The organism is Sulfitobacter donghicola DSW-25 = KCTC 12864 = JCM 14565, assembly GCF_000622405.1.
Lineage (GTDB): Bacteria > Pseudomonadota > Alphaproteobacteria > Rhodobacterales > Rhodobacteraceae > Sulfitobacter > Sulfitobacter donghicola.
Map to the genome: position 1 here is coordinate 2,711,792 of NZ_JASF01000005.1, position 22,771 is coordinate 2,734,562.

27 protein-coding genes are annotated in these 22,771 nt (G+C 54.4%); all 27 read left to right on the forward strand.

Going from position 1 to position 22,771, the window contains the following annotated elements; genetic code table 11:
- Nucleotides 1–46 precede the first annotated feature (46 nt).
- The 27 genes from Z948_RS0114465 (at nucleotide 47) to Z948_RS0114595 (ending at nucleotide 22,729) form a co-directional block, all read left to right on the forward strand.
- Nucleotides 47–412, forward strand: a complete 366-nt coding sequence (locus Z948_RS0114465) for an NADH-quinone oxidoreductase subunit A (RefSeq protein WP_025060271.1) — start codon at nucleotides 47–49, stop codon at nucleotides 410–412.
- Nucleotides 403–942, forward strand: a complete 540-nt coding sequence (locus tag Z948_RS0114470; RefSeq protein ID WP_025060272.1) for a NuoB/complex I 20 kDa subunit family protein — start codon at nucleotides 403–405, stop codon at nucleotides 940–942. The genes Z948_RS0114465 and Z948_RS0114470 overlap by 10 nt, the downstream gene beginning before the upstream one ends.
- Nucleotides 939–1,544 carry an NADH-quinone oxidoreductase subunit C gene (locus Z948_RS0114475; RefSeq protein ID WP_025060273.1) on the forward strand — a complete coding sequence of 202 codons (606 nt, stop codon included), beginning with the start codon at nucleotides 939–941 and terminating at the stop codon, nucleotides 1,542–1,544. The genes Z948_RS0114470 and Z948_RS0114475 overlap by 4 nt, the downstream gene beginning before the upstream one ends.
- Nucleotides 1,541–2,767 carry an NADH-quinone oxidoreductase subunit D gene (locus Z948_RS0114480; RefSeq protein ID WP_025060274.1) on the forward strand — a complete coding sequence of 409 codons (1,227 nt, stop codon included), beginning with the start codon at nucleotides 1,541–1,543 and terminating at the stop codon, nucleotides 2,765–2,767. Before Z948_RS0114475 ends, Z948_RS0114480 begins: the two co-directional genes overlap by 4 nt.
- The gene (locus Z948_RS0114485) at nucleotides 2,767–3,024 is read left to right on the forward strand and encodes a hypothetical protein (RefSeq protein WP_025060275.1); all 258 of its coding nucleotides are present in this window, start codon (nucleotides 2,767–2,769) and stop codon (nucleotides 3,022–3,024) included. The genes Z948_RS0114480 and Z948_RS0114485 overlap by 1 nt, the downstream gene beginning before the upstream one ends.
- A gap of 18 nt (nucleotides 3,025–3,042) precedes the next feature.
- Complete coding sequence (locus tag Z948_RS0114490) at nucleotides 3,043–4,227, forward strand: NADH-quinone oxidoreductase subunit E (RefSeq protein ID WP_025060276.1); 1,185 nt, start codon at nucleotides 3,043–3,045, stop codon at nucleotides 4,225–4,227.
- A gap of 37 nt (nucleotides 4,228–4,264) precedes the next feature.
- On the forward strand, nucleotides 4,265–5,464 hold the full coding sequence (locus Z948_RS18520) for an NADH-quinone oxidoreductase subunit E (RefSeq protein WP_025060277.1): 1,200 nt from the start codon (nucleotides 4,265–4,267) through the stop codon (nucleotides 5,462–5,464).
- Between the two features lie 15 nt (nucleotides 5,465–5,479).
- The gene (locus tag Z948_RS0114500) at nucleotides 5,480–5,704 is read left to right on the forward strand and encodes a DUF5337 family protein (protein WP_025060278.1); all 225 of its coding nucleotides are present in this window, start codon (nucleotides 5,480–5,482) and stop codon (nucleotides 5,702–5,704) included.
- Between the two features lie 5 nt (nucleotides 5,705–5,709).
- Entirely contained in the window at nucleotides 5,710–7,008 is a 1,299-nt protein-coding gene (gene nuoF, locus Z948_RS0114505; RefSeq protein WP_025060279.1) for an NADH-quinone oxidoreductase subunit NuoF, read from the forward strand.
- Between the two features lie 3 nt (nucleotides 7,009–7,011).
- Nucleotides 7,012–7,422, forward strand: coding sequence for an MAPEG family protein (locus Z948_RS0114510; protein ID WP_025060280.1), 411 nt, complete (start codon nucleotides 7,012–7,014; stop codon nucleotides 7,420–7,422).
- Between the two features lie 69 nt (nucleotides 7,423–7,491).
- Nucleotides 7,492–7,731 (forward strand): hypothetical protein, encoded by a 240-nt coding sequence (locus Z948_RS0114515; protein WP_025060281.1) that lies wholly within the window; start codon nucleotides 7,492–7,494, stop codon nucleotides 7,729–7,731.
- 92 nt (nucleotides 7,732–7,823) lie between these two features.
- On the forward strand, nucleotides 7,824–8,156 hold the full coding sequence (locus Z948_RS0114520) for a hypothetical protein (protein ID WP_025060282.1): 333 nt from the start codon (nucleotides 7,824–7,826) through the stop codon (nucleotides 8,154–8,156).
- 113 nt (nucleotides 8,157–8,269) lie between these two features.
- Entirely contained in the window at nucleotides 8,270–8,671 is a 402-nt protein-coding gene (locus tag Z948_RS0114525; protein WP_025060283.1) for a DUF5333 domain-containing protein, read from the forward strand.
- Nucleotides 8,672–8,675: 4 nt separating this feature from the next.
- Nucleotides 8,676–10,691, forward strand: coding sequence for an NADH-quinone oxidoreductase subunit NuoG (nuoG, locus tag Z948_RS0114530; RefSeq protein ID WP_025060284.1), 2,016 nt, complete (start codon nucleotides 8,676–8,678; stop codon nucleotides 10,689–10,691).
- Nucleotides 10,688–11,071, forward strand: coding sequence for a hypothetical protein (locus Z948_RS0114535; RefSeq protein WP_025060285.1), 384 nt, complete (start codon nucleotides 10,688–10,690; stop codon nucleotides 11,069–11,071). Before nuoG ends, Z948_RS0114535 begins: the two co-directional genes overlap by 4 nt.
- A 6-nt stretch (nucleotides 11,072–11,077) precedes the next feature.
- Nucleotides 11,078–12,118 (forward strand): NADH-quinone oxidoreductase subunit NuoH, encoded by a 1,041-nt coding sequence (gene nuoH, locus Z948_RS0114540; protein ID WP_025060286.1) that lies wholly within the window; start codon nucleotides 11,078–11,080, stop codon nucleotides 12,116–12,118.
- 1 nt (nucleotide 12,119) lies between these two features.
- On the forward strand, nucleotides 12,120–12,608 hold the full coding sequence (gene nuoI, locus Z948_RS0114545) for an NADH-quinone oxidoreductase subunit NuoI (protein WP_025060287.1): 489 nt from the start codon (nucleotides 12,120–12,122) through the stop codon (nucleotides 12,606–12,608).
- Nucleotides 12,605–13,009, forward strand: coding sequence for a carboxymuconolactone decarboxylase family protein (locus Z948_RS0114550; protein WP_025060288.1), 405 nt, complete (start codon nucleotides 12,605–12,607; stop codon nucleotides 13,007–13,009). Before nuoI ends, Z948_RS0114550 begins: the two co-directional genes overlap by 4 nt.
- Entirely contained in the window at nucleotides 13,006–13,422 is a 417-nt protein-coding gene (locus tag Z948_RS0114555; RefSeq protein WP_025060289.1) for a carboxymuconolactone decarboxylase family protein, read from the forward strand. The genes Z948_RS0114550 and Z948_RS0114555 overlap by 4 nt, the downstream gene beginning before the upstream one ends.
- Nucleotides 13,419–14,021, forward strand: coding sequence for an NADH-quinone oxidoreductase subunit J (locus Z948_RS0114560; protein WP_025060290.1), 603 nt, complete (start codon nucleotides 13,419–13,421; stop codon nucleotides 14,019–14,021). The genes Z948_RS0114555 and Z948_RS0114560 overlap by 4 nt, the downstream gene beginning before the upstream one ends.
- A gap of 79 nt (nucleotides 14,022–14,100) precedes the next feature.
- On the forward strand, nucleotides 14,101–14,406 hold the full coding sequence (nuoK, locus tag Z948_RS0114565; protein ID WP_025060291.1) for an NADH-quinone oxidoreductase subunit NuoK: 306 nt from the start codon (nucleotides 14,101–14,103) through the stop codon (nucleotides 14,404–14,406).
- A gap of 4 nt (nucleotides 14,407–14,410) precedes the next feature.
- The gene (nuoL, locus tag Z948_RS0114570; RefSeq protein WP_025060292.1) at nucleotides 14,411–16,507 is read left to right on the forward strand and encodes an NADH-quinone oxidoreductase subunit L; all 2,097 of its coding nucleotides are present in this window, start codon (nucleotides 14,411–14,413) and stop codon (nucleotides 16,505–16,507) included.
- Entirely contained in the window at nucleotides 16,507–18,069 is a 1,563-nt protein-coding gene (locus tag Z948_RS0114575) for an NADH-quinone oxidoreductase subunit M (protein ID WP_025060293.1), read from the forward strand. The genes nuoL and Z948_RS0114575 overlap by 1 nt, the downstream gene beginning before the upstream one ends.
- 10 nt (nucleotides 18,070–18,079) lie before the next feature.
- The gene (gene nuoN, locus Z948_RS0114580; protein WP_025060294.1) at nucleotides 18,080–19,519 is read left to right on the forward strand and encodes an NADH-quinone oxidoreductase subunit NuoN; all 1,440 of its coding nucleotides are present in this window, start codon (nucleotides 18,080–18,082) and stop codon (nucleotides 19,517–19,519) included.
- 12 nt (nucleotides 19,520–19,531) lie between these two features.
- Nucleotides 19,532–20,269 (forward strand): biotin--[acetyl-CoA-carboxylase] ligase, encoded by a 738-nt coding sequence (locus Z948_RS0114585; protein WP_025060295.1) that lies wholly within the window; start codon nucleotides 19,532–19,534, stop codon nucleotides 20,267–20,269.
- A gap of 16 nt (nucleotides 20,270–20,285) precedes the next feature.
- Entirely contained in the window at nucleotides 20,286–21,065 is a 780-nt protein-coding gene (locus tag Z948_RS0114590) for a type III pantothenate kinase (protein ID WP_025060296.1), read from the forward strand.
- Complete coding sequence (locus Z948_RS0114595; protein WP_025060297.1) at nucleotides 21,062–22,729, forward strand: ribonuclease J; 1,668 nt, start codon at nucleotides 21,062–21,064, stop codon at nucleotides 22,727–22,729. The genes Z948_RS0114590 and Z948_RS0114595 overlap by 4 nt, the downstream gene beginning before the upstream one ends.
- The last annotated feature ends 42 nt before the right edge of the window (nucleotides 22,730–22,771 follow it).

The window sequence follows — 22,771 nt, forward strand, 5'->3', positions numbered from 1 at the left end:
GTCGAGCTGGGCGATGAGCCCCTGCCATCCAAGAAAGGAGCCTCCCTTGGAAGATATGCTTCGGGAATACCTGCCGATCCTCATTTTTCTGTTTGTTGCTATTGGTTTAGGGCTTGCTCTTATTCTTGCAGCGGTCGTTTTGGCGGTGCGTAATCCAGACCCTGAAAAGGTGTCAGCCTATGAATGCGGGTTCAACGCGTTCGACGATGCACGGATGAAATTTGATGTTCGATTCTATTTGGTGTCGATCCTTTTCATCATTTTTGACCTCGAAATTGCATTTCTTTTCCCTTGGGCGGTCGCCTTTAGTGAAATTTCGATGATGGCGTTCTGGTCGATGATGATCTTTCTTGCGGTTCTGACCGCAGGGTTTGCTTACGAATGGAAGAAAGGGGCGCTGGAATGGCAGTAACCCAGACAAACGTGCCAGCAACCGCTGGTATGGACCGCGATGTGGCCACGCAGCAGTTGAATGCTTCGTTGCAAGACAAGGGCTTTTTGCTGACCTCGACCGAAGATCTGATCAACTGGGCGCGCACAGGGTCGCTGCACTGGATGACATTCGGTTTGGCGTGCTGCGCGGTTGAGATGATGCACACCTCGATGCCGCGTTACGACCTGGAGCGTTTCGGCACCGCGCCGCGCGCATCCCCACGCCAGTCTGACCTGATGATCGTGGCGGGGACGCTGACCAATAAAATGGCACCCGCCCTGCGCAAGGTTTACGACCAGATGCCAGAGCCACGCTATGTGATCTCGATGGGCTCCTGTGCGAATGGCGGCGGCTATTACCATTATAGCTATAGCGTTGTGCGCGGGTGTGATCGGATTGTTCCGGTTGATATCTATGTGCCGGGTTGTCCGCCAACCGCTGAGGCATTGCTGTATGGCATCATGCAGCTGCAACGCAAAATGCGCCGAACAGGGACGATTGTACGATGAGTGACGCACTGAACGAGCTTGGTGGTTATATTGAGGCCAAGCGCCCTGATTGCGTTCTGGGGTGGGATGTCTCGCATGGTGAGCTGAACCTTGATGTGACGCTGGCCAATATCGCAGGGCTGATTGAGTTTCTCAGAGCCGATGCAACCTGCCAGTTTTCCACGCTGGTGGATATTACGGCGGTTGATTACACAGGGCGCGCTAAACGCTTTGATGTCGTGTACCACTTCCTCTCGATGTATCAAAACCAACGTATCCGTTTGCGTGTGGCTGTGCGCGAAGACGACATGGTGCCTTCAATTGTTGATATTCATCCCTCGGCCAACTGGTTCGAACGTGAGGTGTTTGACATGTTCGGCATCCTGTTCAGCGGCCACCCTGATTTGCGCCGCCTGCTGACCGATTATGGTTTCCGCGGCTATCCGCTGCGCAAGGATTTCCCGACCACTGGCTATACCGAAGTCCGCTATGACGAGGCAGAGAAACGGGTTGTTTACGAACCTGTGTCACTCGTTCAGGAATACCGCCAGTTTGATTTCATGTCCCCATGGGAGGGTGCCGAATACATCCTGCCCGGTGATGAGAAGGAGGCCGCGAAATGATGGACGGCACCAAAGGTTTCGATGACGCCCTCACAGGCGAACAGAAAATCCGCAACTTTAACATCAACTTTGGCCCACAGCACCCTGCGGCCCACGGCGTTTTGCGTTTGGTGCTAGAGCTGGACGGCGAGATTGTTGAGCGTTGCGACCCGCACATTGGCCTGCTGCACCGTGGCACCGAAAAACTGATGGAATCGCGTACCTACCTACAAAACCTGCCGTATTTTGACCGGTTGGATTATGTGGCCCCGATGAACCAAGAGCACGCTTGGTGCTTGGCGATTGAGCGGCTGACAGGTGTGGAAGTGCCGCGCCGTGCGTCGCTGATCCGTGTTCTCTATTCAGAAATTGGCCGCATCCTGTCTCACCTGCTGAACGTCACCACACAGGCGATGGACGTTGGCGCGCTGACCCCACCGCTGTGGGGTTTTGAAGAGCGTGAAGACCTGATGATCTTTTATGAACGCGCCTGTGGTGCCCGTCTGCACGCGGCGTACTTCCGCCCGGGCGGTGTGCATCAGGATCTGCCAGAGGCGCTGCTGGATGATATCGAGGCTTGGACGCATAAGTTCCTGAGCGGCTTTATGGTCGATGTGGACACGCTGCTGACCGAAAACCGTATTTTTAAACAGCGTAACGTCGATATCGGCGTGGTGAGCGAACAAGACATCCAAGACTGGGGTTTCTCTGGTGTGATGGTGCGCGGCTCTGGCCTTGCATGGGATTTGCGCCGCGCGCAGCCCTATGAATGCTATGACGAGTTTGAGTTCCAGATCCCGACAGGAGTGAACGGCGATTGCTATGACCGCTATCTGGTGCGCATGGAAGAAATGCGCCAATCGGCCAGCATCATGTTGCAAGCGATTGAAAAGCTGCGTGCCCCAGAAGGGAAGGGCGATGTCCTTGCCCGTGGTAAGATCACGCCGCCCAAACGCGCCGATATGAAGCAAAACATGGAAAGCCTGATCCACCACTTCAAGCTTTACACCGAAGGGTTCCACGTGCCTGCGGGTGAGGTTTACGCTGCCGTTGAGGCTCCTAAAGGTGAGTTCGGCGTTTATCTGGTGGCTGACGGTTCCAACAAACCCTACCGCGCCAAATTGCGCGCGCCAGGATATCTGCACCTGCAGGCGATGGATTATGTCGCCAAAGGGCACCAGCTGGCTGATGTGGCCGCCATTATCGGCACGATGGACATCGTGTTTGGTGAGGTGGATCGCTGATGCGGATTGCGGCGTTTATCTTTGTGATGTCAGCTTCTGCCGCTTTTGCGGCGGATAAGAAGGCTGAGCTGATCGAGGCGATGAACGCCAATGGCTGCAAGATGACGACGGCGCAAGCCAATGAACAAATGCCCAAGTTGGGTATCGATCGGGCGACCGCAATCGCGTTGTCGCGGGAAATGATGGCGGATGGTATTGCCAAATTCGCCGATGATGAAGAAACGCTGCTGCTGCTGCCCCCTGCGTGCAAAAGCTAAGGCGACAAGGACAAAATTATGCTGCGTAGATTGCACCCCGAACAACCCGATGCCTTTGCCTTTACCCCAGCCAACCAAGCATGGGCCGAAGCGCAGATGACCAAATACCCTGAGGGCCGTCAGGCCAGCGCGATTATTCCGCTGTTGTGGCGCGCGCAGGAGCAGGAGGGGTGGTTAACCCGTCCGGCCATCGAATACGTAAGCGAAATGTTGGGGATGGCCTATATTCGCGGCCTAGAGGTCGCGACATTCTACTTTATGTTCCAGTTGCAACCTGTTGGTTCTGTTGCGCATATCCAGATTTGCGGCACGACAACCTGCATGATTTGCGGCGCCGAAGACTTGATCGGCATCTGCAAGGAAAAGATCGCGCCCAACCCGCATGAGATTTCCGCCGATGGCAAATTCTCTTGGGAAGAAGTTGAATGTCTGGGCGCCTGTTCAAACGCGCCGATGGCCCAGATCGGCAAAGACTATTACGAAGACCTGACAGGCGCGCGTTTGGTCGAGATGTTGGATGATTTGGCAGCGGGTAAGGTGCCGACACCTGGTCCACAAAATGGTCGATATGCCTCGGAACCGCTGAGCGGTTTGACCTCTTTGACCGACCATGAAAGCGGCAAGACACAGTATAACGCCTCGGTGCAACTGGCCACAGATATCGGAGATACGGTCAAACGTATTGACGGGACCGAGGTTCCGCTGTTGGCGCCATGGCAGGGCAAAGCCGCTAATTCGGCCAAGAAACCAGCCAAGGCAAAACCAGCCGCCAAGAAACCAGCCGCGCCAACAAAAGCAAAAACTGAGCCGAAAGCCGCAGCCAAGGCCGAGCCTGCATCAAAGGCTCCGACACAAAAGGCGGCGGGCAAAAAGGCGGCGGGCACCGCAGCAAAAGCTGCCGCTACAGCTGCGCCGAAAAAGCCGCGCACAATGAAGGCACCCCGCAAAGCAGGGGCGGATGATTTGAAGCTGATCAAGGGCATTGGGCCTAAACTTGAACAGACTGTGAATTCACTTGGATTTTTCCATTTTGACCAAATCGCAAAATGGGGGCAAGATGAGCTTGCTTGGGTCGATCAGAACCTAGAAGGCTTTAAGGGCCGCGCATCAAGAGATGGTTGGGTTGAACAGGCGGAAAAGCTGGCGCGAGGCGAAGAAACCGAGTTCTCTGCAAAGGCAAGTAAAGATGGTCGTTACGACTAACGGCTGCCACAATCCATCTGGGGGATAGATTTTAAGCATGGCATCGACAGATAATAACTCAAACTGCTCAACGAATTGCGGCTGGGGGGCGGTTGTGATCGGCCTGCTGGCCTTTCTTATTCTTAAGTTTCCGGCTGATTACCGTTTCTTGCCCGCTCTGCTGATTGCAGTATTGATCGGTCTCGTGGCGTGGTGGGTTTTGAAATGGCTTGTTTGCCGTGACGAAACCGGATCGGCAGGGGCTGTCAGTGCAGGGGCCGCGGGCGCGGCGACAACAGCAGCGGGCGCTGCTGCGGCTGTAGCGGCCACAAGTTCTGACGCAGCCGCGAAGGGCTCTACGCAGGCTTCATCCTTTGCATCCAGCACAGGTTCGGCATCAGCAGCCGACGCTGAAAGCACGTCATCTGCAAAACCTGCTGCGGTAGCTGCATCTGCTTCGGACGCGAGCGTTTCAAGCGCAAGCACAGCGTCGACGGAAGCCGCGGTGAACGTTCAGCCCTCCAAGCCTCTTGCTGGTGAGAAAGAACTGGCCGAGCGCAAGGGTGATTGGAAATATGAAGGCCAATCAAGCGATGAGGTAACATCTAAAAAAACTGAAAAGGCGACAGACGCTCCAAAAGCGAAAGCCGCGTCGACTGCTAAGGCCAAAGCACCAGCAAAGGCCGCGTCGACTGCTAAGGCCAAAGCACCAGCAAAGGCCGCATCGACCGCTAAGGCCAAAGCACCAGCAAAAGCCGCGTCGACTGCCAAGGCGAAAGCGCCAGCAAAGGCCGCGTCGACTGCCAAGGCGAAAGCGCCAGCAAAGGCCGCATCGACCGCTAAGGCGAAAGCGCCAGCGAAAGCCGCATCGACCGCTAAGGCCAAAGCGCCAGCAAAGGCCGCATCGACCACTAAAGCCAAGGCACCAGCAAAGGCCGCGACAAAAGAAAAAGCGTCATCGGCAAAGACCTCTGCTGCGACTGCTAAACCAGCCTCACTCTTGAGTGCTGCGCGCCCAGAGGGCAAAGACGACTTGAAGCTGATTAGCGGTGTTGGACCTAAACTGGAACAAACCCTTAATGATTTGGGTGTTTACCACTTTGATCAGGTTAGCAAATGGAAGAAGAAAGACATCGCATGGGTCGACGACAATCTGCGCTTTAAGGGGCGGATTGAACGGGACGACTGGATGTCACAGGCCAAGATTTTGGCAAAAGGCGGCGAGACCGAGTTCTCGAAGCGTAAAAAGAAGAAGTAAGCATAGGAGCCGACTGTGGCGGACAACGACGAAAAGCTGTCGCGCGATGGTCGGCGCCTTGCATTGACAAGTGCCGCAGGTGCGATCGTCTTCTTGGGGATCGAATTTGCAGGGGCCACTTTGGGGTGGTCCAACCAAACAATGGGCCTATTGGAACTCGGCATCGCAGCTGTGTTTTTGTGGGTCTTTATACAAGCATTCAGCATGTGGCGTCGTCGCCACTCTGAGAAAGACGGATAAGCAGTATGTTGCAGGACAAAGACCGGATCTTCACCAATATCTACGGTATGCATGACCGCACGCTAAAAGGCGCGCAGGCGCGTGGGCATTGGGATGGGACTGCAGCGATCATCAAGAAGGGTCGCGATTGGATCATCGACGAGATGAAAGCATCAGGGCTGCGTGGCCGTGGTGGGGCGGGTTTCCCAACGGGTCTTAAGTGGTCGTTTATGCCAAAAGAAAGCGATGGCCGCCCATCCTATCTGGTCGTGAACGCCGATGAATCCGAGCCGGGCACCTGCAAAGACCGTGAAATCATGCGCCATGATCCTCATACGCTGATCGAGGGGTGCTTGATTGCCTCGTTCGCGATGAATGCGAATGCCTGCTATATCTACATTCGCGGCGAATACATCCGCGAAAAAGAGGCGCTGCAGGCCGCGATTGACGAGGCTTACGAGGCTGGTTTGGTTGGCAAGAACGCCTGCAAATCCGGTTGGGATTTTGATATCTATCTGCACCATGGTGCTGGCGCCTACATCTGCGGTGAAGAAACCGCCTTGTTGGAAAGCCTTGAAGGCAAAAAAGGCATGCCACGGATGAAGCCACCGTTTCCGGCGGGGGCGGGCCTATATGGTTGCCCAACGACTGTGAACAACGTTGAATCCATTGCTGTCGTGCCAACGATCCTGCGTCGTGGCGGTTCGTGGTTTGCTGGCTTTGGTCGCCCGAACAATACGGGCACCAAGCTGTTTGCGATTTCTGGCCACGTGAATAATCCTTGTGTCGTCGAAGAAGAGATGAGCATCAGCTTTGAAGAGCTGATCGAAAAGCACTGCGGCGGCATTCGTGGGGGCTGGGATAACCTAAAAGCGGTAATTCCGGGCGGTTCTTCGGTGCCGATGGTTCCAGGTGAAGCAATGCGTAATGCGACGATGGATTTCGACTATCTGCGCAACGAATTGCAATCCGGTCTGGGAACGGCCGCTGTTATTGTGATGGATCAGAACACAGATATCGTAAAAGCGATCTGGCGTTTGTCCAAATTCTATAAACACGAAAGCTGTGGCCAGTGTACGCCGTGCCGTGAGGGGACGGGTTGGATGATGCGTGTGATGGATCGTTTGGTAAAAGGCGATGCAGAACCCGAAGAGATCGACATGCTGCTGGACGTCACCAAGCAGGTTGAAGGCCACACAATCTGTGCATTGGGCGATGCGGCTGCTTGGCCGATCCAAGGTCTGATCCGCCACTTCCGCAGCGACATCGAAGAGCGCATTGCGCACAAGCGTGGTGGTCAAAAAGTAGCAGTGGCGGCGGAATAAACCATGGAAAACTTTGCTGAATATAGCCACGCAATTGCGGCATTGGGGTTTTGGGCGATCTTGGTCATCGTTCTGACTGCTTTGTCGACAATGGGGCGATCACCAGAAAACCGCAGCGCATCGGGTAAACCTGTGCGCAACTATAGCGATCCAGCCTATCGCCGTGAGCGGGCCTTTATGAATGCAATCGAAGCTTCAGGCCCATTTATTGCGGTAACTGTTGGGGCGATTCTAATTGGCGCGTCTCCGTTTAAGGTGAACCTTTTTGCTTCGATCTTTATCGTTGCGCGGGTTGCTATGGCGATTGTTCACATCAAAACCGAGATCCAGCCATTGCGGTCGATCTTCTGGGCCGTTGCTATGGTGACGATACTGGCGCAAGCAATTTTGGTCGTGACCACGGCTCTTTTCTGAAAATTGCCTGAAGGGGTTTGAACAGGGGGCCAAATAGGATCCTTACAGGGCACTGGGAAAAGGTTGGTTATGGGTTTCTTCCGAAATGTTTTGGACGGCGTGCTGAGCTTTTGCGCGTTCCTACTAACGCTGGTTGTTTTCGCGGCCCCTGCATGGGCTACTTATCTGGCGGTAACCGCGGGTTTGGTCACAGCTTGGATTTATGTGCCGGCGGTTGGGATGCTTTATGTTGGCGCTAATCTTGCAATTGCGTTTTTGCGCAAGGCATTGGACGGGGTATCTCCTTTGCGCACGCGCAAAAGGTCTTAAACGAAGAAGCGCTGGCCCTGCCAGCTGTTTTGCGCAATAACGGGTGCAAATACGCGCAATAAACCGCACCGATGAGTGTGGAGGAGACGGTGATGAAAGTTTGGATGGGATTCGTTTTTTGTGCGGGGCTTCTCGTAGGATGTACATCCCCTGAAGATCGGATCTTTTTTGACGGTCAGTTTTATAATTCAAAATTGCGTAAGGTCGATCGCCAGTTGGATCAATTCGTCGTCACGGTAAGGCCTGTTTCCAAGTCCCTTGAGGGGGCACGTGAGGCAGGGCGCTATGAGGCGACAGTTTATTGTGTGAACGCTTTTGGTTCTTCTGATATTATTTGGATCGCAGGTCCGGATGCTGCGGATGACCAGTTGAACATCGAAAAGGACACATTGACGCTGCGGGGCAACTGCCCCAGCGCAAGATAGGAAGGGCAAAGGTGCGAAACCCCATTGGGATCGCGTTGTTATTGCATAACAAAGGGACAAAGCCCCATCTGCACAAAGGGCAAAGACCCGATATGCACTTGAGGAGAGTATGAATGCGTAAACTGTTTTTTACATTGAGTATCTTGGCGCTGTCCGCCGGGAGTGTCGCGGCAAAGCAACCCTTGCGTGATGTGAAAATAGTGGATGACGCTGTCTTTGATGTGGCGGTGGCTGACAAAATTCGCAAAGAATGTCCGGATATTTCCGCTCGTGTTGTCAAAGCTCTAACACTTTATCGTTCAGTTCGTTCCAAAGCGCGCGCTTTGGGGTATAGCGATGAAGAGATTGAAGCCTACGGCGACTCGGATCAGGAAAAGGCGCGGATGCGTGCCAAAGGCGAAGCATATTTACGGGCCAACGGGGTTGTTGCTTCGGACCCGCAAAGTTATTGCGCGGTAGGGCGCAAAGAGATTCAAAAGGCGAGCCGCATCGGTTCGTTGCTGAGAGAAAAGTGACACCATGAGCGATATTCGCAAGATCATCATCGACGGTAAAGAAGTAGAAGCCGAAGGCGCAATGACGCTTATTCAGGCTTGTGAACAGGTTGGCGTGGAAATTCCGCGTTTTTGTTACCACGAACGCCTAACGATCGCCGGTAACTGCCGTATGTGTCTTGTCGAAGTTGTCGGCGGTCCGCCAAAGCCAGCAGCAAGCTGTGCGATGCAGGTCCGTGATCTGCGCCCCGGTCCCGAGGGGCAGCCGCCCGTTGTGAAAACAAACTCGCCCATGGTTAAGAAAGCCCGTGAAGGGGTGATGGAATTCCTTCTGATTAACCACCCGCTGGATTGCCCGATTTGCGATCAGGGGGGCGAATGTGATCTGCAAGATCAGGCGATGGCCTATGGTGTGGATTTCTCGCGTTTCCGCGAACCAAAGCGCGCAACAGATGATCTGGACCTTGGTCCGCTGGTCGAAACCCATATGACCCGCTGCATTTCCTGCACGCGCTGTGTGCGTTTCACCACCGAAGTTGCTGGCATCACCCAGATGGGCCAGACAGGTCGCGGTGAGGATGCCGAGATTACAGCCTATTTGGGCGAAACCCTTGATAGCAACATGCAGGGGAACATCATTGATCTTTGCCCTGTTGGTGCGCTGGTCTCTAAACCTTATGCCTTTACTGCGCGCCCTTGGGAACTGACCAAAACCGAATCTATCGATGTTATGGATGCTTTGGGCTCTAACATTCGCGTCGATACAAAGGGCCGCGAAGTGATGCGGTTCTTGCCGCGGAACCATGATGGTGTGAATGAGGAATGGATTTCGGACAAGACGCGCTTTGTCTGGGATGGTCTGCGCAAGCAGCGTCTGGATACGCCCTATATCCGTGAAAACGGCAAGCTGCGCAAAGCAGAGTGGCCCGAAGCCTTGGCCGCAGCAGCTGCTGCGATGAAGGGTAAAAAGCTTGGCGGCCTTGTTGGCGATCTGGTTCCAACCGAAGCGGCCTTTGCGCTGAAGCAGCTGATCGAGGGGCAGGGCGGTTCCGTTGAATGTCGCACGGATGGGGCCAAGCTTCCTGCTGGTAACCGGTCTGGTTATGTTGGCACCGCAGCGATCGAGGACATCGACACGGCAGAAGCAATCATGCTGATCGGCACCAACCCCGCTGTTGAGGCGCCTGTGTTAAACGCGCGCATTCGCAAGGCGTGGACGCGCGGTGCTGGCGTTGGTGTTGTCGGACCAAAGGTCGATTTGACCTATGAAACAATGCACATCGGCGATGGCCCTGAAGTGATGAATGACCTGCTCAAGCGGGATCACTCTGAAGTTGCTGGAAAACCTTCCATTATCATCGTGGGTATGGGCGCCTTGGCCCGTCCGGATGGCGCCGAAGTATTGGCGGCAGCGATGGCCCTTGCTGAAAGCACCAAGTCCGGCTTTATGATCCTGCATACAGCAGCGGGTCGCGTTGGCGCGATGGATGTTGGTGCAACGGCCGAAGGCGGCGTGCCCGAAGTGACCTCGGCTGAGGTGATCTATAACCTTGGCGCTGATGAGGGTGACATTCCCGCTGGCCCATTTGTGATTTATCAGGGGTCGCATGGCGATCGCGGCGCGCACCGCGCAGATATCATTCTGCCCGCAGCGGCCTATACCGAAGAAAGCGGCCTGTTTGTAAACACAGAAGGTCGCCCGCAAATGGCTGAACGGGCCAGCTTTGCACCGGGGCAGGCGAAAGAAAACTGGGCGATTCTAAGAGCGTTGAGCGCGGAGCTGGATGCGACATTGCCCTATTCATCGCTTGCTCAGCTGCGTCAGGCATTGGTTGGCGCGCATCCGCACCTTGGTAAGATTGACCAATTGGCCGAAAATGAGTGGGCGCCAACAAAACAGGGCAAGCTTGCCTCGGCTGCGTTCACCTACGCAATGGCGGATTTTTACCTCAGCAACCCGATTGCACGTGCATCCAGTCTGATGGCCGAGCTTTCCGCGAATGCCAAGGAACGCAATGCGGCGGCGATGGCGGCAGAGTGAAGCGTGCGGGCCTAATAGCGCTATTGGCGCTGGCCGCATGTGAGCCTGCGATTCCGACCGCCGAGGATTTTATCCCCGAATACAAAGGGGTGGAGACGACCTTGTTGGATGGGGATCTTGTGCAGTTCAATGTTGCTATGACAAAGGCACGGGCATCAAAAAATGTCGCAGCTTATGCAGAATGTGCAGCTGCGCAGTATACGTTAATCCGTGGTTATGGTTTTGCACGCCATGTAAGAACAAATGTGGCAATTGAGGCTGGCATTTGGCGTGCTGATGCTGTTTACACGATCTCGCCGAGCCTGCCCAAAGGCTTGAAGACTATTGATGCTGAAGTGGTAACGCAAAATTGCCGCGAAAAAGGCATCCCGACGGTGTGAGGACCTATGGCTGACTTCTTTTTTAACACCACGCTGGGAATGATCTTGCTGATCATCGGTCAGATTTTCCTCGTTGTGATTCCCTTGCTGTTGGCATTGGCATTTCTCATGTACGCTGACCGCAAGATTTGGGCTGCGGTTCAGTTGCGGCGCGGGCCGAACGTGGTAGGTGTTTTCGGGCTGCTCCAGTCCTTTGCCGATTTCGGCAAATACATCGTCAAAGAAATTGTTGTGCCTGCCGGTGCGGACCGTGCGGTATTTTTCCTCGCACCAATGATCAGCCTTGTAATGGCTTTGGTCGCATGGGCGGTGATCCCGTTTAACGATGGCTGGGTGCTGTCGGATATCAACGTAGCGATCCTGTTTGTTTTCGCGGTTTCCTCTCTTGAGGTGTACGGTGTGATTATGGGCGGTTGGGCGTCGAACTCGAAATACCCGTTTCTTGGTTCACTTCGCTCTGCGGCGCAGATGATTTCTTATGAGGTCTCGATTGGCCTGATCATCATCGGCGTGATCATTTCCACGGGGTCGATGAACTTTAGCGGTATTGTTGCGGCGCAGGATGGCTCATTCGGGTTGTTGAACTGGTATTGGTTGCCGCACTTCCCGATGCTGATCCTGTTCTTTATCTCTGCCTTGGCTGAGACAAACCGCCCGCCGTTTGACCTTCCCGAAGCTGAATCAGAACTGGTTGCTGGTTATCAGGTCGAATATTCGTCCACGCCTTTCCTTTTGTTCATGATTGGTGAACTGGTTGCTGTGGTTCTGATGTGCGCGCTGATCTCGCTGATGTTCTTTGGCGGTTGGTTGTCACCGATCCCGGGCTTGCCTGACGGCATCTTCTGGATGGTCGCAAAGATGGGCCTCGTGTTCTTCTTCTTCTCGCTGATCAAAGCGATCACACCGCGGTATCGCTATGACCAGTTGATGCGTCTGGGTTGGAAAGTGTTCCTGCCGTTCTCATTGTTCTGGGTGGTGTTTGTGGCCTTCGCGGCAAAATTTGGATGGTTCTGGGGTATCTATGCCCGCTGGACCGTAGGAGGCTGATATGACCGACTATACCCGTCACGCCAAATACTTCCTGTTGCAGGATTTTTACCAAGGCATGAAGCTGGGCATTAAATATATGTTCAAGCCGCGCAACACGATCAACTACCCACATGAGAAGGGGCCATTGTCGCCCCGTTTCCGTGGTGAACATGCGTTGCGTCGCTATGCAAATGGCGAGGAACGCTGCATCGCGTGCAAACTCTGCGAAGCGGTTTGCCCCGCGCAGGCGATCACCATTGATGCCGAACCGCGCGAAGACGGCAGCCGCCGTACAACGCGCTATGACATCGACATGACCAAATGCATCTACTGCGGTTTCTGCCAAGAAGCCTGCCCAGTGGACGCGATTGTCGAAGGCCCGAATTTCGAATTCTCGACCGAGACACGCGAAGAGCTGTATTACGATAAGTCCAAATTGTTGGAGAACGGAGATCGTTGGGAAGCAGAGATCGCCCGAAACCTAGAAATGGATGCGCCTTACAGATGAGCAAAACAGCATCATATTCTGATGACGCTTACACCCGCGGCAAGGAGCTCTCTGAGGCTCTGAACCCGGGCATGGAAGACGTGCTATCAGCTCGGTATGATGCGTTGGTGCCGGGGTTGTCGCGCACCATTGTTGATGTCGCTTATGGCCAGTTTTATGGTCGTGGCGGGGTGGATGATAAAACGAGGCTTCTGGCGACTGTCGCGGCTTTGACGGCTATGGGGGGGCAGACCCGACCGCAGTTGAAGGTGAACATTGCCAGCGCGCGCAAGTCCGGCGCTAGTAGAGAAGAGGTCTGCGAGATCATTTTCCAAATGGCTTTGTATGGTGGCATGCCTTCAATGATTAACGCGATGAATGCCGCGCTCGAAGTATTCGAGGCTGAGGAAGACGCGTTATGACCGATAAAAACCCTTGGGAAGAGATGATGAAGCAGGCGCAGGAAATGGCAAAGTCATTTCCGGCGATGGATGCGTTTTCGCCCAAAGGTTTTGAATCCATGATGGGGCTGATGCCCAAGGATATGATGGAGACGTTTTTTGGCAATAAACTTAACCCTGACGGGTTGGATGCCAAAACACGTTTGTTGCTGACGCTGGCGGGTTTGACCATGCAAGGCGCGCAAAATGATGTGGCTGTTCGCCAAACCGTCCGCCACGCCATTGAGGCAGGCGCGCATAAGCAACAGATCATTGAAACAATTGGCCAGATGTCTGCTTTTGCAGGTATCCCTGCGATGCAGCGGGCGATGGAACTGGCACAGGAAGTTTTGGACGACAGCAGGTCGGCCGATGAAACGGAAGGTGACGCATGAGCGTTTTTGCATTTTATCTTTTCGCGATCAGCGTGATTGCCGGTGGCCTGTTTACAGTCATCAGCCGCAACCCTGTTCATTCGGTTTTGTGGTTGATCCTTAGTTTCCTGTCTGCGGCGGGGTTGTTTGTTCTGTTGGGCGCCGAATTTGTCGCGATGTTGCTGATCATTGTTTATGTCGGCGCGGTCGCGGTCTTGTTCCTGTTTGTGGTGATGATGCTCGATATTGATTTCGCCGAGCTGAAGGCCGAGATGGCGAAATACATGCCGCTGGCCCTGTTGATCGGCCTTGTGATCCTGATGCAGTTTGTTTTGGCCTTTGGCGCATGGGACTTTAACGCCGCCGCCGAAGGGCTGCGCACGCAGGTAATTTCTGACGACGTGACCAATACCGCATCTTTGGGCATGATCCTTTATGATGATTACTTCCTATTGTTCCAGCTTGCGGGGTTGATCCTGCTGGTTGCGATGATCGGGGCGATTGTTCTTACACTGCGTCACCGCACAGATGTGAAACGTCAGGACGTGGTTGCGCAGATGATGCGCGATCCGGCCAAGGCGATGGAACTACATGACGTAAAACCAGGGCAGGGGTTGTGATCGCATCGCGATGACATCTGCTTTTGAAGACGACGACTTTTGCGGGTTCATCCGCTAAAACAATACACTGAGGGACGACATGATCGGACTGGAACATTACTTAACGGTGGCGGCGACGCTTTTTGTGATTGGCATATTTGGCCTTTTCCTGAACCGTAAAAACGTGATCATCCTTTTGATGAGCATCGAATTGATGCTGCTGGCGGTGAACATCAACCTCGTCTCCTTCTCCAGTTTTCTCGGCGATATGGTCGGGCAGGTGTTTACCCTGTTCGTTCTGACAGTTGCTGCTGCCGAGGCGGCGATTGGTCTGGCCATTCTGGTCTGTTTCTTCCGCAACCGTGGCACGATCGCCGTGGAAGACGTCAACGTGATGAAGGGCTGAGGACATGGAAATTACACTCCTCTTTGCACCGCTTATTGGCTCGCTGATCTGTGGATTCGGTTGGAAAATCATTGGCGAGGAAGCAGCCTGCTGGATCGCAACGGGCGGCTTGTTCCTCTCGGCGCTCCTCAGCTGGATCACCTTTATCAGCTTTGATGGCACAACTGAAACGGTCCAGATTCTGCGCTTTATCGAATCCGGCAGCCTTAGCACCGATTGGTCGTTCCGCCTTGATCGTCTGACCGCGATTATGTTGATCGTGATTACGTCGGTCTCAAGCCTCGTTCACCTTTATTCCTTCGGCTACATGGCGCATGACGAACACTTTGGCGAAGGCGTGAGCTATAAACCGCGCTTCTTTGCTTATCTGTCGTTCTTTACCTTTGCGATGCTGATGCTCGTGACTTCCAACAACCTCGTTCAGATGTTCTTTGGTTGGGAAGGGGTTGGCGTTGCCTCCTATCTGCTGATCGGTTTCTACTATAAAAAACCCTCTGCAAATGCGGCCGCGATCAAAGCCTTTGTTGTGAACCGTGTGGGTGATTTTGGCTTTGCCTTGGGGATCTTTGGCCTGTTCATGCTGACCGACAGCATCAACTTTGACGATATCTTTGCTCAGGCGCCTGAACTGGCCGAGCAGAGCATTTCTTTCCTTTGGACTGAATGGAATGCTGCGAACCTTCTAGCATTCTTGTTGTTTGTCGGGGCGATGGGTAAATCTGCTCAGCTGTTCTTGCACACGTGGTTGCCTGACGCGATGGAAGGGCCAACGCCCGTTTCCGCACTGATCCACGCTGCGACGATGGTTACGGCAGGTGTCTTCCTTGTTTGCCGCATGTCTCCCTTGATGGAGTTCGCACCCGAGGCGATGACCTTTGTCACCGTTCTGGGCGCGACAACGGCCTTTGTGGCGGCGACAATCGGTTTGGTTCAGAATGACATCAAACGCGTTATCGCATATTCCACCATGTCTCAGCTGGGCTATATGTTTGTTGCCGCTGGTGTTGGCATGTATTCGGCTGCGATGTTCCACCTGCTGACGCATGCCTTCTTTAAGGCGATGCTATTCTTGGGCGCGGGGTCGGTTATTCATGCGATGCACCACGAACAAGACATGCGAAACTATGGCGGCTTGCGCAAAAAAATCCCCTACACCTTTGGGGCGATGATGATTGGCACATTTGCGATCACAGGTGTTGGTATTCCGCTGACGCACATCGGTTTCGCGGGTTTCCTGTCTAAGGATGCGATCATCGAAAGCGCATGGGGCGGTGGCTCTATGTATGGTTTCTGGTTGCTTGTGATCGCTGCGGCGATGACGTCTTTCTACTCATGGCGCCTGATCTTCTTGACCTTCTATGGCGAAGCACGGGGTGACAAACACACCCACGACCACGCGCACGAAAGCCCGATGGTCATGTTGATACCGCTGGGCGTGTTGGCCTTTGGTGCGATCTTCTCTGGTATGATCTGGTACAAGAGCTTTTTCGGTTCGGCTGAATATGTCGGGAAATTCTATGGTATTCCAACGGCAGAACTGGCCGCGGGTGGTGACACACATGTTGACGGCGCCGAAGACAACCATGGCGATGATGGCCACGGTGATGACCATGGTGACCACCACGGCCCGGGTTTTGCTGGCAAACCGGGGGAGGGCGCATTGTATTTCGCACCTGACAACACGGTTCTGGATGATGCACATGCCGCGCCAAAATGGGTAAAGGTCAGCCCGTTCATCGCGATGCTTGGCGGTTTCTTGATGGCGATGTGGTTCTATATCTGGAACCCGACCTTGCCCGCGCGTCTAGCAACGAGCCAACGGCACCTGTATCAGTTCTTGCTGAACAAATGGTACTTTGACGAAATCTATGACTTCCTCTTTGTACAACCCGCAAAGGCGATCGGTCGCTTCCTGTGGAAGCGCGGCGACGGCGACGTTATTGACGGCGGCCTGAATGGCCTCGCCATGGGGATCATCCCGTTCTTCACACGCCTCGCTGGCAAAGCACAGTCTGGCTATATCTTTACCTATGCCTTCGCCATGGTGATCGGGATTGCAATCCTGATGACATGGATGACGATGTCCGGAGGAGCGAAATAATGGAAAATAACTTGCTCTCTATTGTTACGTTTCTGCCAGCGCTGGCAGCTGTAATTCTAATGGTTTTCCTGCGTGGCGAAGACGAAGCGGCGCAGCGCAATGCAAAATGGGTGGCCGTTGCAGGGACCGTCGCGGCCTTTGTGGCCTCGCTGTTCATGTATTCTCAGTTTGATCCGTCCAACACGGGTTTCCAGATGGTGGACGAAGCTGAATGGCTTTTGGGTCTAAGCTACCGCGTAGGAGTTGACGGAATTTCGGTTCTGTTCGTTATGCTGACCACCTTTATGATGCCGCTTGTCATTGCCGCGTCATGGGATGTGAACACCCGCGTCAAAGAATATATGGTAGCATTTCTGCTGCTTGAAACGTTGATGATCGGTGTGTTCGTGTCGCTGGACCTGATCCTGTTCTACCTCTTCTTTGAGGCAAGCCTGATCCCGATGTTCCTGATCATTGGCATCTGGGGCGGGGCAAACCGTATCTACGCAAGCTTCAAGTTCTTCCTCTACACCTTCTTTGGCTCGGTTCTGATGCTGGTGGCAATGGTTGCGATGTTTGCGGATGCAGGGACAACCTGTATCGGTGGTTGCGATGTTAGCCTGCTGACCCATACTTTCGGATCGGAAAGCTTTAGCGTGTTGGGCATTCACGTCGTCGGCGGGATGCAGACGCTGATGTTCCTTGCCTTCTTTGCCAGCTTTGCGGTGAAAATGCCGATGTGGCCAGTTCACACGTGGTTGCCGGATGCGCACGTTCAGGCGCCAACAGCGGGTTCTGTTGTTCTGGCTGCGATTCTGTTGAAAATGGGGGGCTACGGCTTCTTGCGGTTCTCCTTGCCGATGTTCCCTGTCGGCTCAGAAGTGGTTGGCCCGCTGATCCTGTGGATGTCTGCCATCGCGATTGTCTATACCTCGCTTGTGGCGCTGGTTCAGGAAGACATGAAGAAGCTGATTGCTTATTCCTCTGTTGCCCACATGGGTTTTGTGACCATGGGTATCTTTTCTACGAACCAGCAGGGGCTGGATGGGGCGATTTTCCAGATGATCAGCCACGGCTTTATCTCAGGAGCTTTGTTCCTGAGCGTTGGCGTGATTTATGACCGCATGCACACCCGCGAAATCGACGCATATGGTGGTCTGGTTAACCGGATGCCGGTCTATGCGCTGCTGTTCATGTTGTTCACCATGGCCAACGTTGGCCTGCCAGGGACTTCTGGGTTTGTTGGTGAATTCCTGACGCTGATGGGTGTCTTCCAAGTGAACACTTGGGTTGCCGCCGTTGCCACAACAGGCGTGATCTTTTCGGCAGCCTATGCGCTATGGCTGTATCGCCGCGTGGTGATGGGCGACCTGATCAAGGGCAGCCTAAAGGCGATCACGGATATGACGTCGCGCGAGAAATGGATTTTTGCGCCACTGGTTGTGATGACATTGCTGCTGGGTATTTACCCTGCACTTATTCTGGATGTGATCGGGCCGTCAGTGACAGCATTGATTGAACAATATGATACGGCAGTGGCCGCAACCGAGGTAGTGTCTGACACTGCCGAAGCCCACAACTGAGGCGATTGACATGAATAACGACACTCTTCAGATTCTGCCTGAAATCATTCTGGCGCTGTTTGCGCTTGGTGGCCTTATGGCAGGGGCCTACGGCGGCAAAGATGCAATCGCGCGACCGCTTCTTTGGGCGACGGCTATTGTACTGGTCCTTGTCGCCAGCTTGGTTGCAACGTCTTCCAGCACGACGGTCGAAGCCTTTGGCGGGATGTTCATCAACGATGGCTTTGCGCGCTTTGCAAAGGTTGTGATCCTGATCTCGGCGGCCTGTGTTCTGATCATGTCCGAGGGCTATATGAAGTCTCGCGACCTGTTGCGCTTTGAATATCCTGTACTGGTGGCACTCAGCGCTGTTGGTATGATGATGATGGTTTCCGCAGGTGATCTGATGGCCCTTTACATGGGACTCGAACTGCAATCGCTGGCGCTTTATGTGGTTGCCTCTTTGCGCCGTGACAGTGTGAAATCGACCGAAGCGGGCCTAAAGTATTTCGTGCTTGGCGCGCTAAGCTCGGGTTTGCTGCTTTATGGTGCGTCTTTGGTTTACGGTTATGCGGGCACCACATTGTTCTCAGGCATCATCACAACCGCGCAAGCGGGGGAGACATCTGTTGGTATGCTCTTTGGCATCGTGTTCCTGATCTCAGGCATGGCGTTCAAAGTGTCTGCCGTGCCGTTCCACATGTGGACACCAGATGTTTATGAAGGCTCCCCAACACCTGTGACCGCATTCTTTGCAACGGCACCAAAGGTTGCAGCGATGGGCCTGTTCGCCCGCGTTCTGCATGATGCCTTTGGGAATGCAGTAGGGGATTGGAGCCAGATCGTGGCGCTTTTGTCCGTCCTCTCTATGTTCCTTGGCGCTGTTGCTGCGATTGGCCAGACCAACATCAAACGTCTCATGGCGTTTTCCTCGATTGCGCATATGGGCTATGCCCTGATGGGTGTTGCGGCGGGGACGGCCTTTGGCGTTCAGGCGATGCTGGTCTATATGGCGATCTATGTGACCATGAATGTCGGCGTCTTCGCCTTTATCCTGCTGATGGAAAAAGATGGCGCGCCAGTTGTCGATATTTCCTCTTTGAACATGTATTCAAAAAGCCACCCTGGCCGTGCGCTGGCGCTGCTGGTGCTGCTGTTCAGCCTTGCAGGTGTCCCGCCATTCCTTGGCTTCTTTGGCAAGCTATACGTTCTTCGCGCGGCCTATGATGCGGGGCTGGCGTGGCTTGCGATCGCCGGTGTCATCGCGAGTGTGATCGGCGCGTTTTACTACCTGCGCATTGTCTATTTCATGTACTTTGGCGAAGAAAAGTCCGAGACATTGGATCAGAACAACGGTGGCGTTTTGGGAGCTTTCCTTGTTGCCTCGGCGTTGATCATGGTTGTTGGCATTATCAACATGTTCGGCGTTGAAGGTGCAGCCGCACAGGCCGCCGCGACACTTGTTCAGTAAGCGGGCTCTGTTTTGACGGGCGCTTGGCCCCACGGCTATGCGCGGCATGTTTTTGACACGTTGGATTCCACCCTGTCAGAAGCTGCGCGTATGGCGCCTGACCTTGCTGGCCCTGCGTGGATTTTGGCGGTTGAACAAACCGCAGCGCGGGGGCGGCGAGGGCGTTCGTGGTCGACGCCACGGGGGAACTTTGCGGGCACGTTGATCATGCCCCAAACAGGCGATCCTGCACATTCGGCGCTGCGTAGCTTTGTGGCCAGCTTGGCCTTGCGGGATGCCTTTGTTGAGGTAACAGGGCAAACCGATGCCTTTGCGCTAAAATGGCCAAACGATGTGCTTCTCAAGGGCGGCAAAGTCGCGGGTATCCTGCTTGAGACTTTGGGGCCACATCTGGTGATCGGGATTGGTGTAAATCTGCGCCACGCTCCTACCGCGGATCAGGTGGAAAAGGGTGCAATTGCGCCTGTTAGCCTATTTTCGGCGACGGGCGTTATGGTTGATCCTGAAACCTTCTTTGACACATTAGCAACCACTTATGCCCGCTACGAAGAACAGTTCATCACCTACGGTTTTGCGCCGATCCGCACAGCATGGTTGCGCCACGCCGCCCGCATTGGCGAGGTTGTGACGGCACGTACCATGCGCGACGAGACTGTTGGGGTCTTTGAGGATGTGGATGAAGCGGGTAATTTGATCCTGAACACAGCGAAGGGCCGCGTCGCGATCACAGCGGCTGACGTCTATTTTTGAACGAGGAGGGCAGTAGATGCTCTTGGCAATTGACTGCGGAAACACAAACACGGTTTTTTCGATCTGGGATGGTTCCGAATTCATCGCAACATGGCGGACGTCAACCGAATGGCAGCGGACGGCTGACCAGTATTACGTCTGGCTAAGCGCGCTGTTGAAGCTGCATAAGATTGACGCTGATATTACGGATGTGATCGTTTCTTCGACGGTGCCGCGTGTGGTTTGGAACCTGCGGGTTTTGGCGGACCGCTATTTTGATACCCGCCCTTTGGTTGTGGGCAAACCCGAGTGTGAGCTGCCCATTGATGTGCGTGTCGATGCGGGGACCGCTGTTGGCCCTGACCGGCTGGTGAATACAGTTGCGGGCTATGATCTATATGGTGGCGATCTGATCATTGTTGATTTTGGCACGGCGACCACTTTTGATGTGGCCGATGCGGATGGGGCCTATATCGGGGGGGTCATCGCTCCGGGAGTGAACCTTAGCCTTGAGGCGTTGCACAGTGCGGCGGCCGCGCTACCGCATGTTGACATCTCCAAACCACAGCAGGTGATCGGCACAAATACTGTTGCCTGTATGCAATCGGGTGTTTTTTGGGGTTATGTCGGGCTCGTTCGTGAGATATGTGCGCGGATAAAGGCGGAGCACGGACGCGAGATGCGTGTTGTCTCCACAGGCGGGCTTGCGCCACTGTTTCAACAGACCGAAGCCCTCTTTGACGAATATCATGATGATCTGACAATGCACGGCCTGACCGTGATACATAAATATAACAAGGAATTAGCTGAACAATGAGCAGCGAAAGATTAATCTACCTTCCCCTCGGTGGGGCAGGTGAAATTGGCATGAATGCCTATGTTTACGGCTACGGAAAGCCGAATAAGGAACGCCTGATTGTCGTAGACATCGGCGTGGCCTTTCCCGATATGGACACATCCCCCGGTGTGGATCTGATTATTGCCGACATCGACTGGCTGGAGCAACGCAAGGATCGCATCGACGCGGTGTTTGTAACCCACGCCCACGAAGACCACGTTGGCGGTATTGCCCATACCTATGATCGCCTTCAGGCGCCGATTTATGCGCGCAAGTTCACGGCGAACATCACCAAACGCAAGATGTCCGAATATGGTCACCCTGATGATGCAGTGACCATCGTTGGCACCTACCCACATCAGGTTGAGGCAGGCCCGTTCAAGGTTGGCTTCCAGCCGATTTCACACTCGATCCCTGAAAGCTCGGCTTTGGTTATTGATACGCCTGCGGGTCGCATTGTGCACTCGGGTGATTTCAAGGTGGATCTAACGCCCGGTGTTGGTGAACCTTTTGATCCCGAAGCGTTCAAAGAGATCGCAAAAGACGGCGTTAAGGCGTTGATCTGTGATAGTACCAATGTCTTTAGCCAAGAGGCGGGCCGTTCAGAGGCGACTTTGCCTGATGCGATCACTGAGCTTGTCGCTGGCGCGTCTGGCATGGTTGTCGCCACAACTTTCGCCTCAAACGTTGCGCGGGTAAAAACCCTTGCTGTTGCAGGGGCCAAGGCAGGGCGTTCGGTTGTCCTGTTGGGGCGTGCGATGAAACGGATGGTCGAGGCTTCGATTGAAACAGGCGTTTTGACCGATTTCCCCTCTACCATCAGCCCAGAGCAGGCGCGTGATGTGCCGCGTGAAAACCTGCTGTTGCTGGTGACAGGATCGCAGGGTGAACGCCGTGCTGCCTCGGCGCAATTGGCGCGTGGCAAATACATGGGGATCACGATGAAAGAGGGGGATATGTTCCTCTTTTCCTCCAAAACCATCCCCGGCAACGAAAAAGGTGTTATCCGCATCATCAACCAATTCTCGGAAATGGGTGTTGATGTGGTTGATGACAGCTCGGGGAAATACCACGTTTCGGGCCACGCGAACCGCCCTGATCTGGAAACGCTGCATGATGTGATCAAACCTCAGGTGTTGATCCCGATGCATGGCGAACACCGCCACCTGCGCGAACACGTCAAAATTGCCGAGGGCAAAGGCCTGACGGGTGTTCTGGCGGTGAACGGCATGATGATCGACCTGTCGGGTAACGAACCAAAGGTTGCCGAGTATGTCGAAACGGGGCGGACCTATCTGGACGGTTCGGTTCAGGTGGGCGCGCTAGACGGTGTTGTGCGTGACCGCATTCGCATGGCGCTGAACGGTCATTTGACTGTGACGGTGCTGATGGACGAGGAAGACGAGCCTTTGGGCGATCCTTGGGTCGATGCCATGGGGCTATCCGAAACGGGTATTAGCAAAGCGCCTTTGGTGGATGTGATCGAACATGACCTTAGCCAGTGGCTGGGTCGGGCAGGGGCCAAGACCCTGCGCGATGACAAGGCATTGGACGAGGGGCTGCGCAAGGCGGCTCGTCAGTCTGCCCAGAACGAAATCGGCAAAAAGCCCGAAGTCACCGTTGTCGTTAGCCGCCTAAGCTAACGTCTACGGACGAGCGGACCCAAAAAGAAAAGCCCCGCAGAG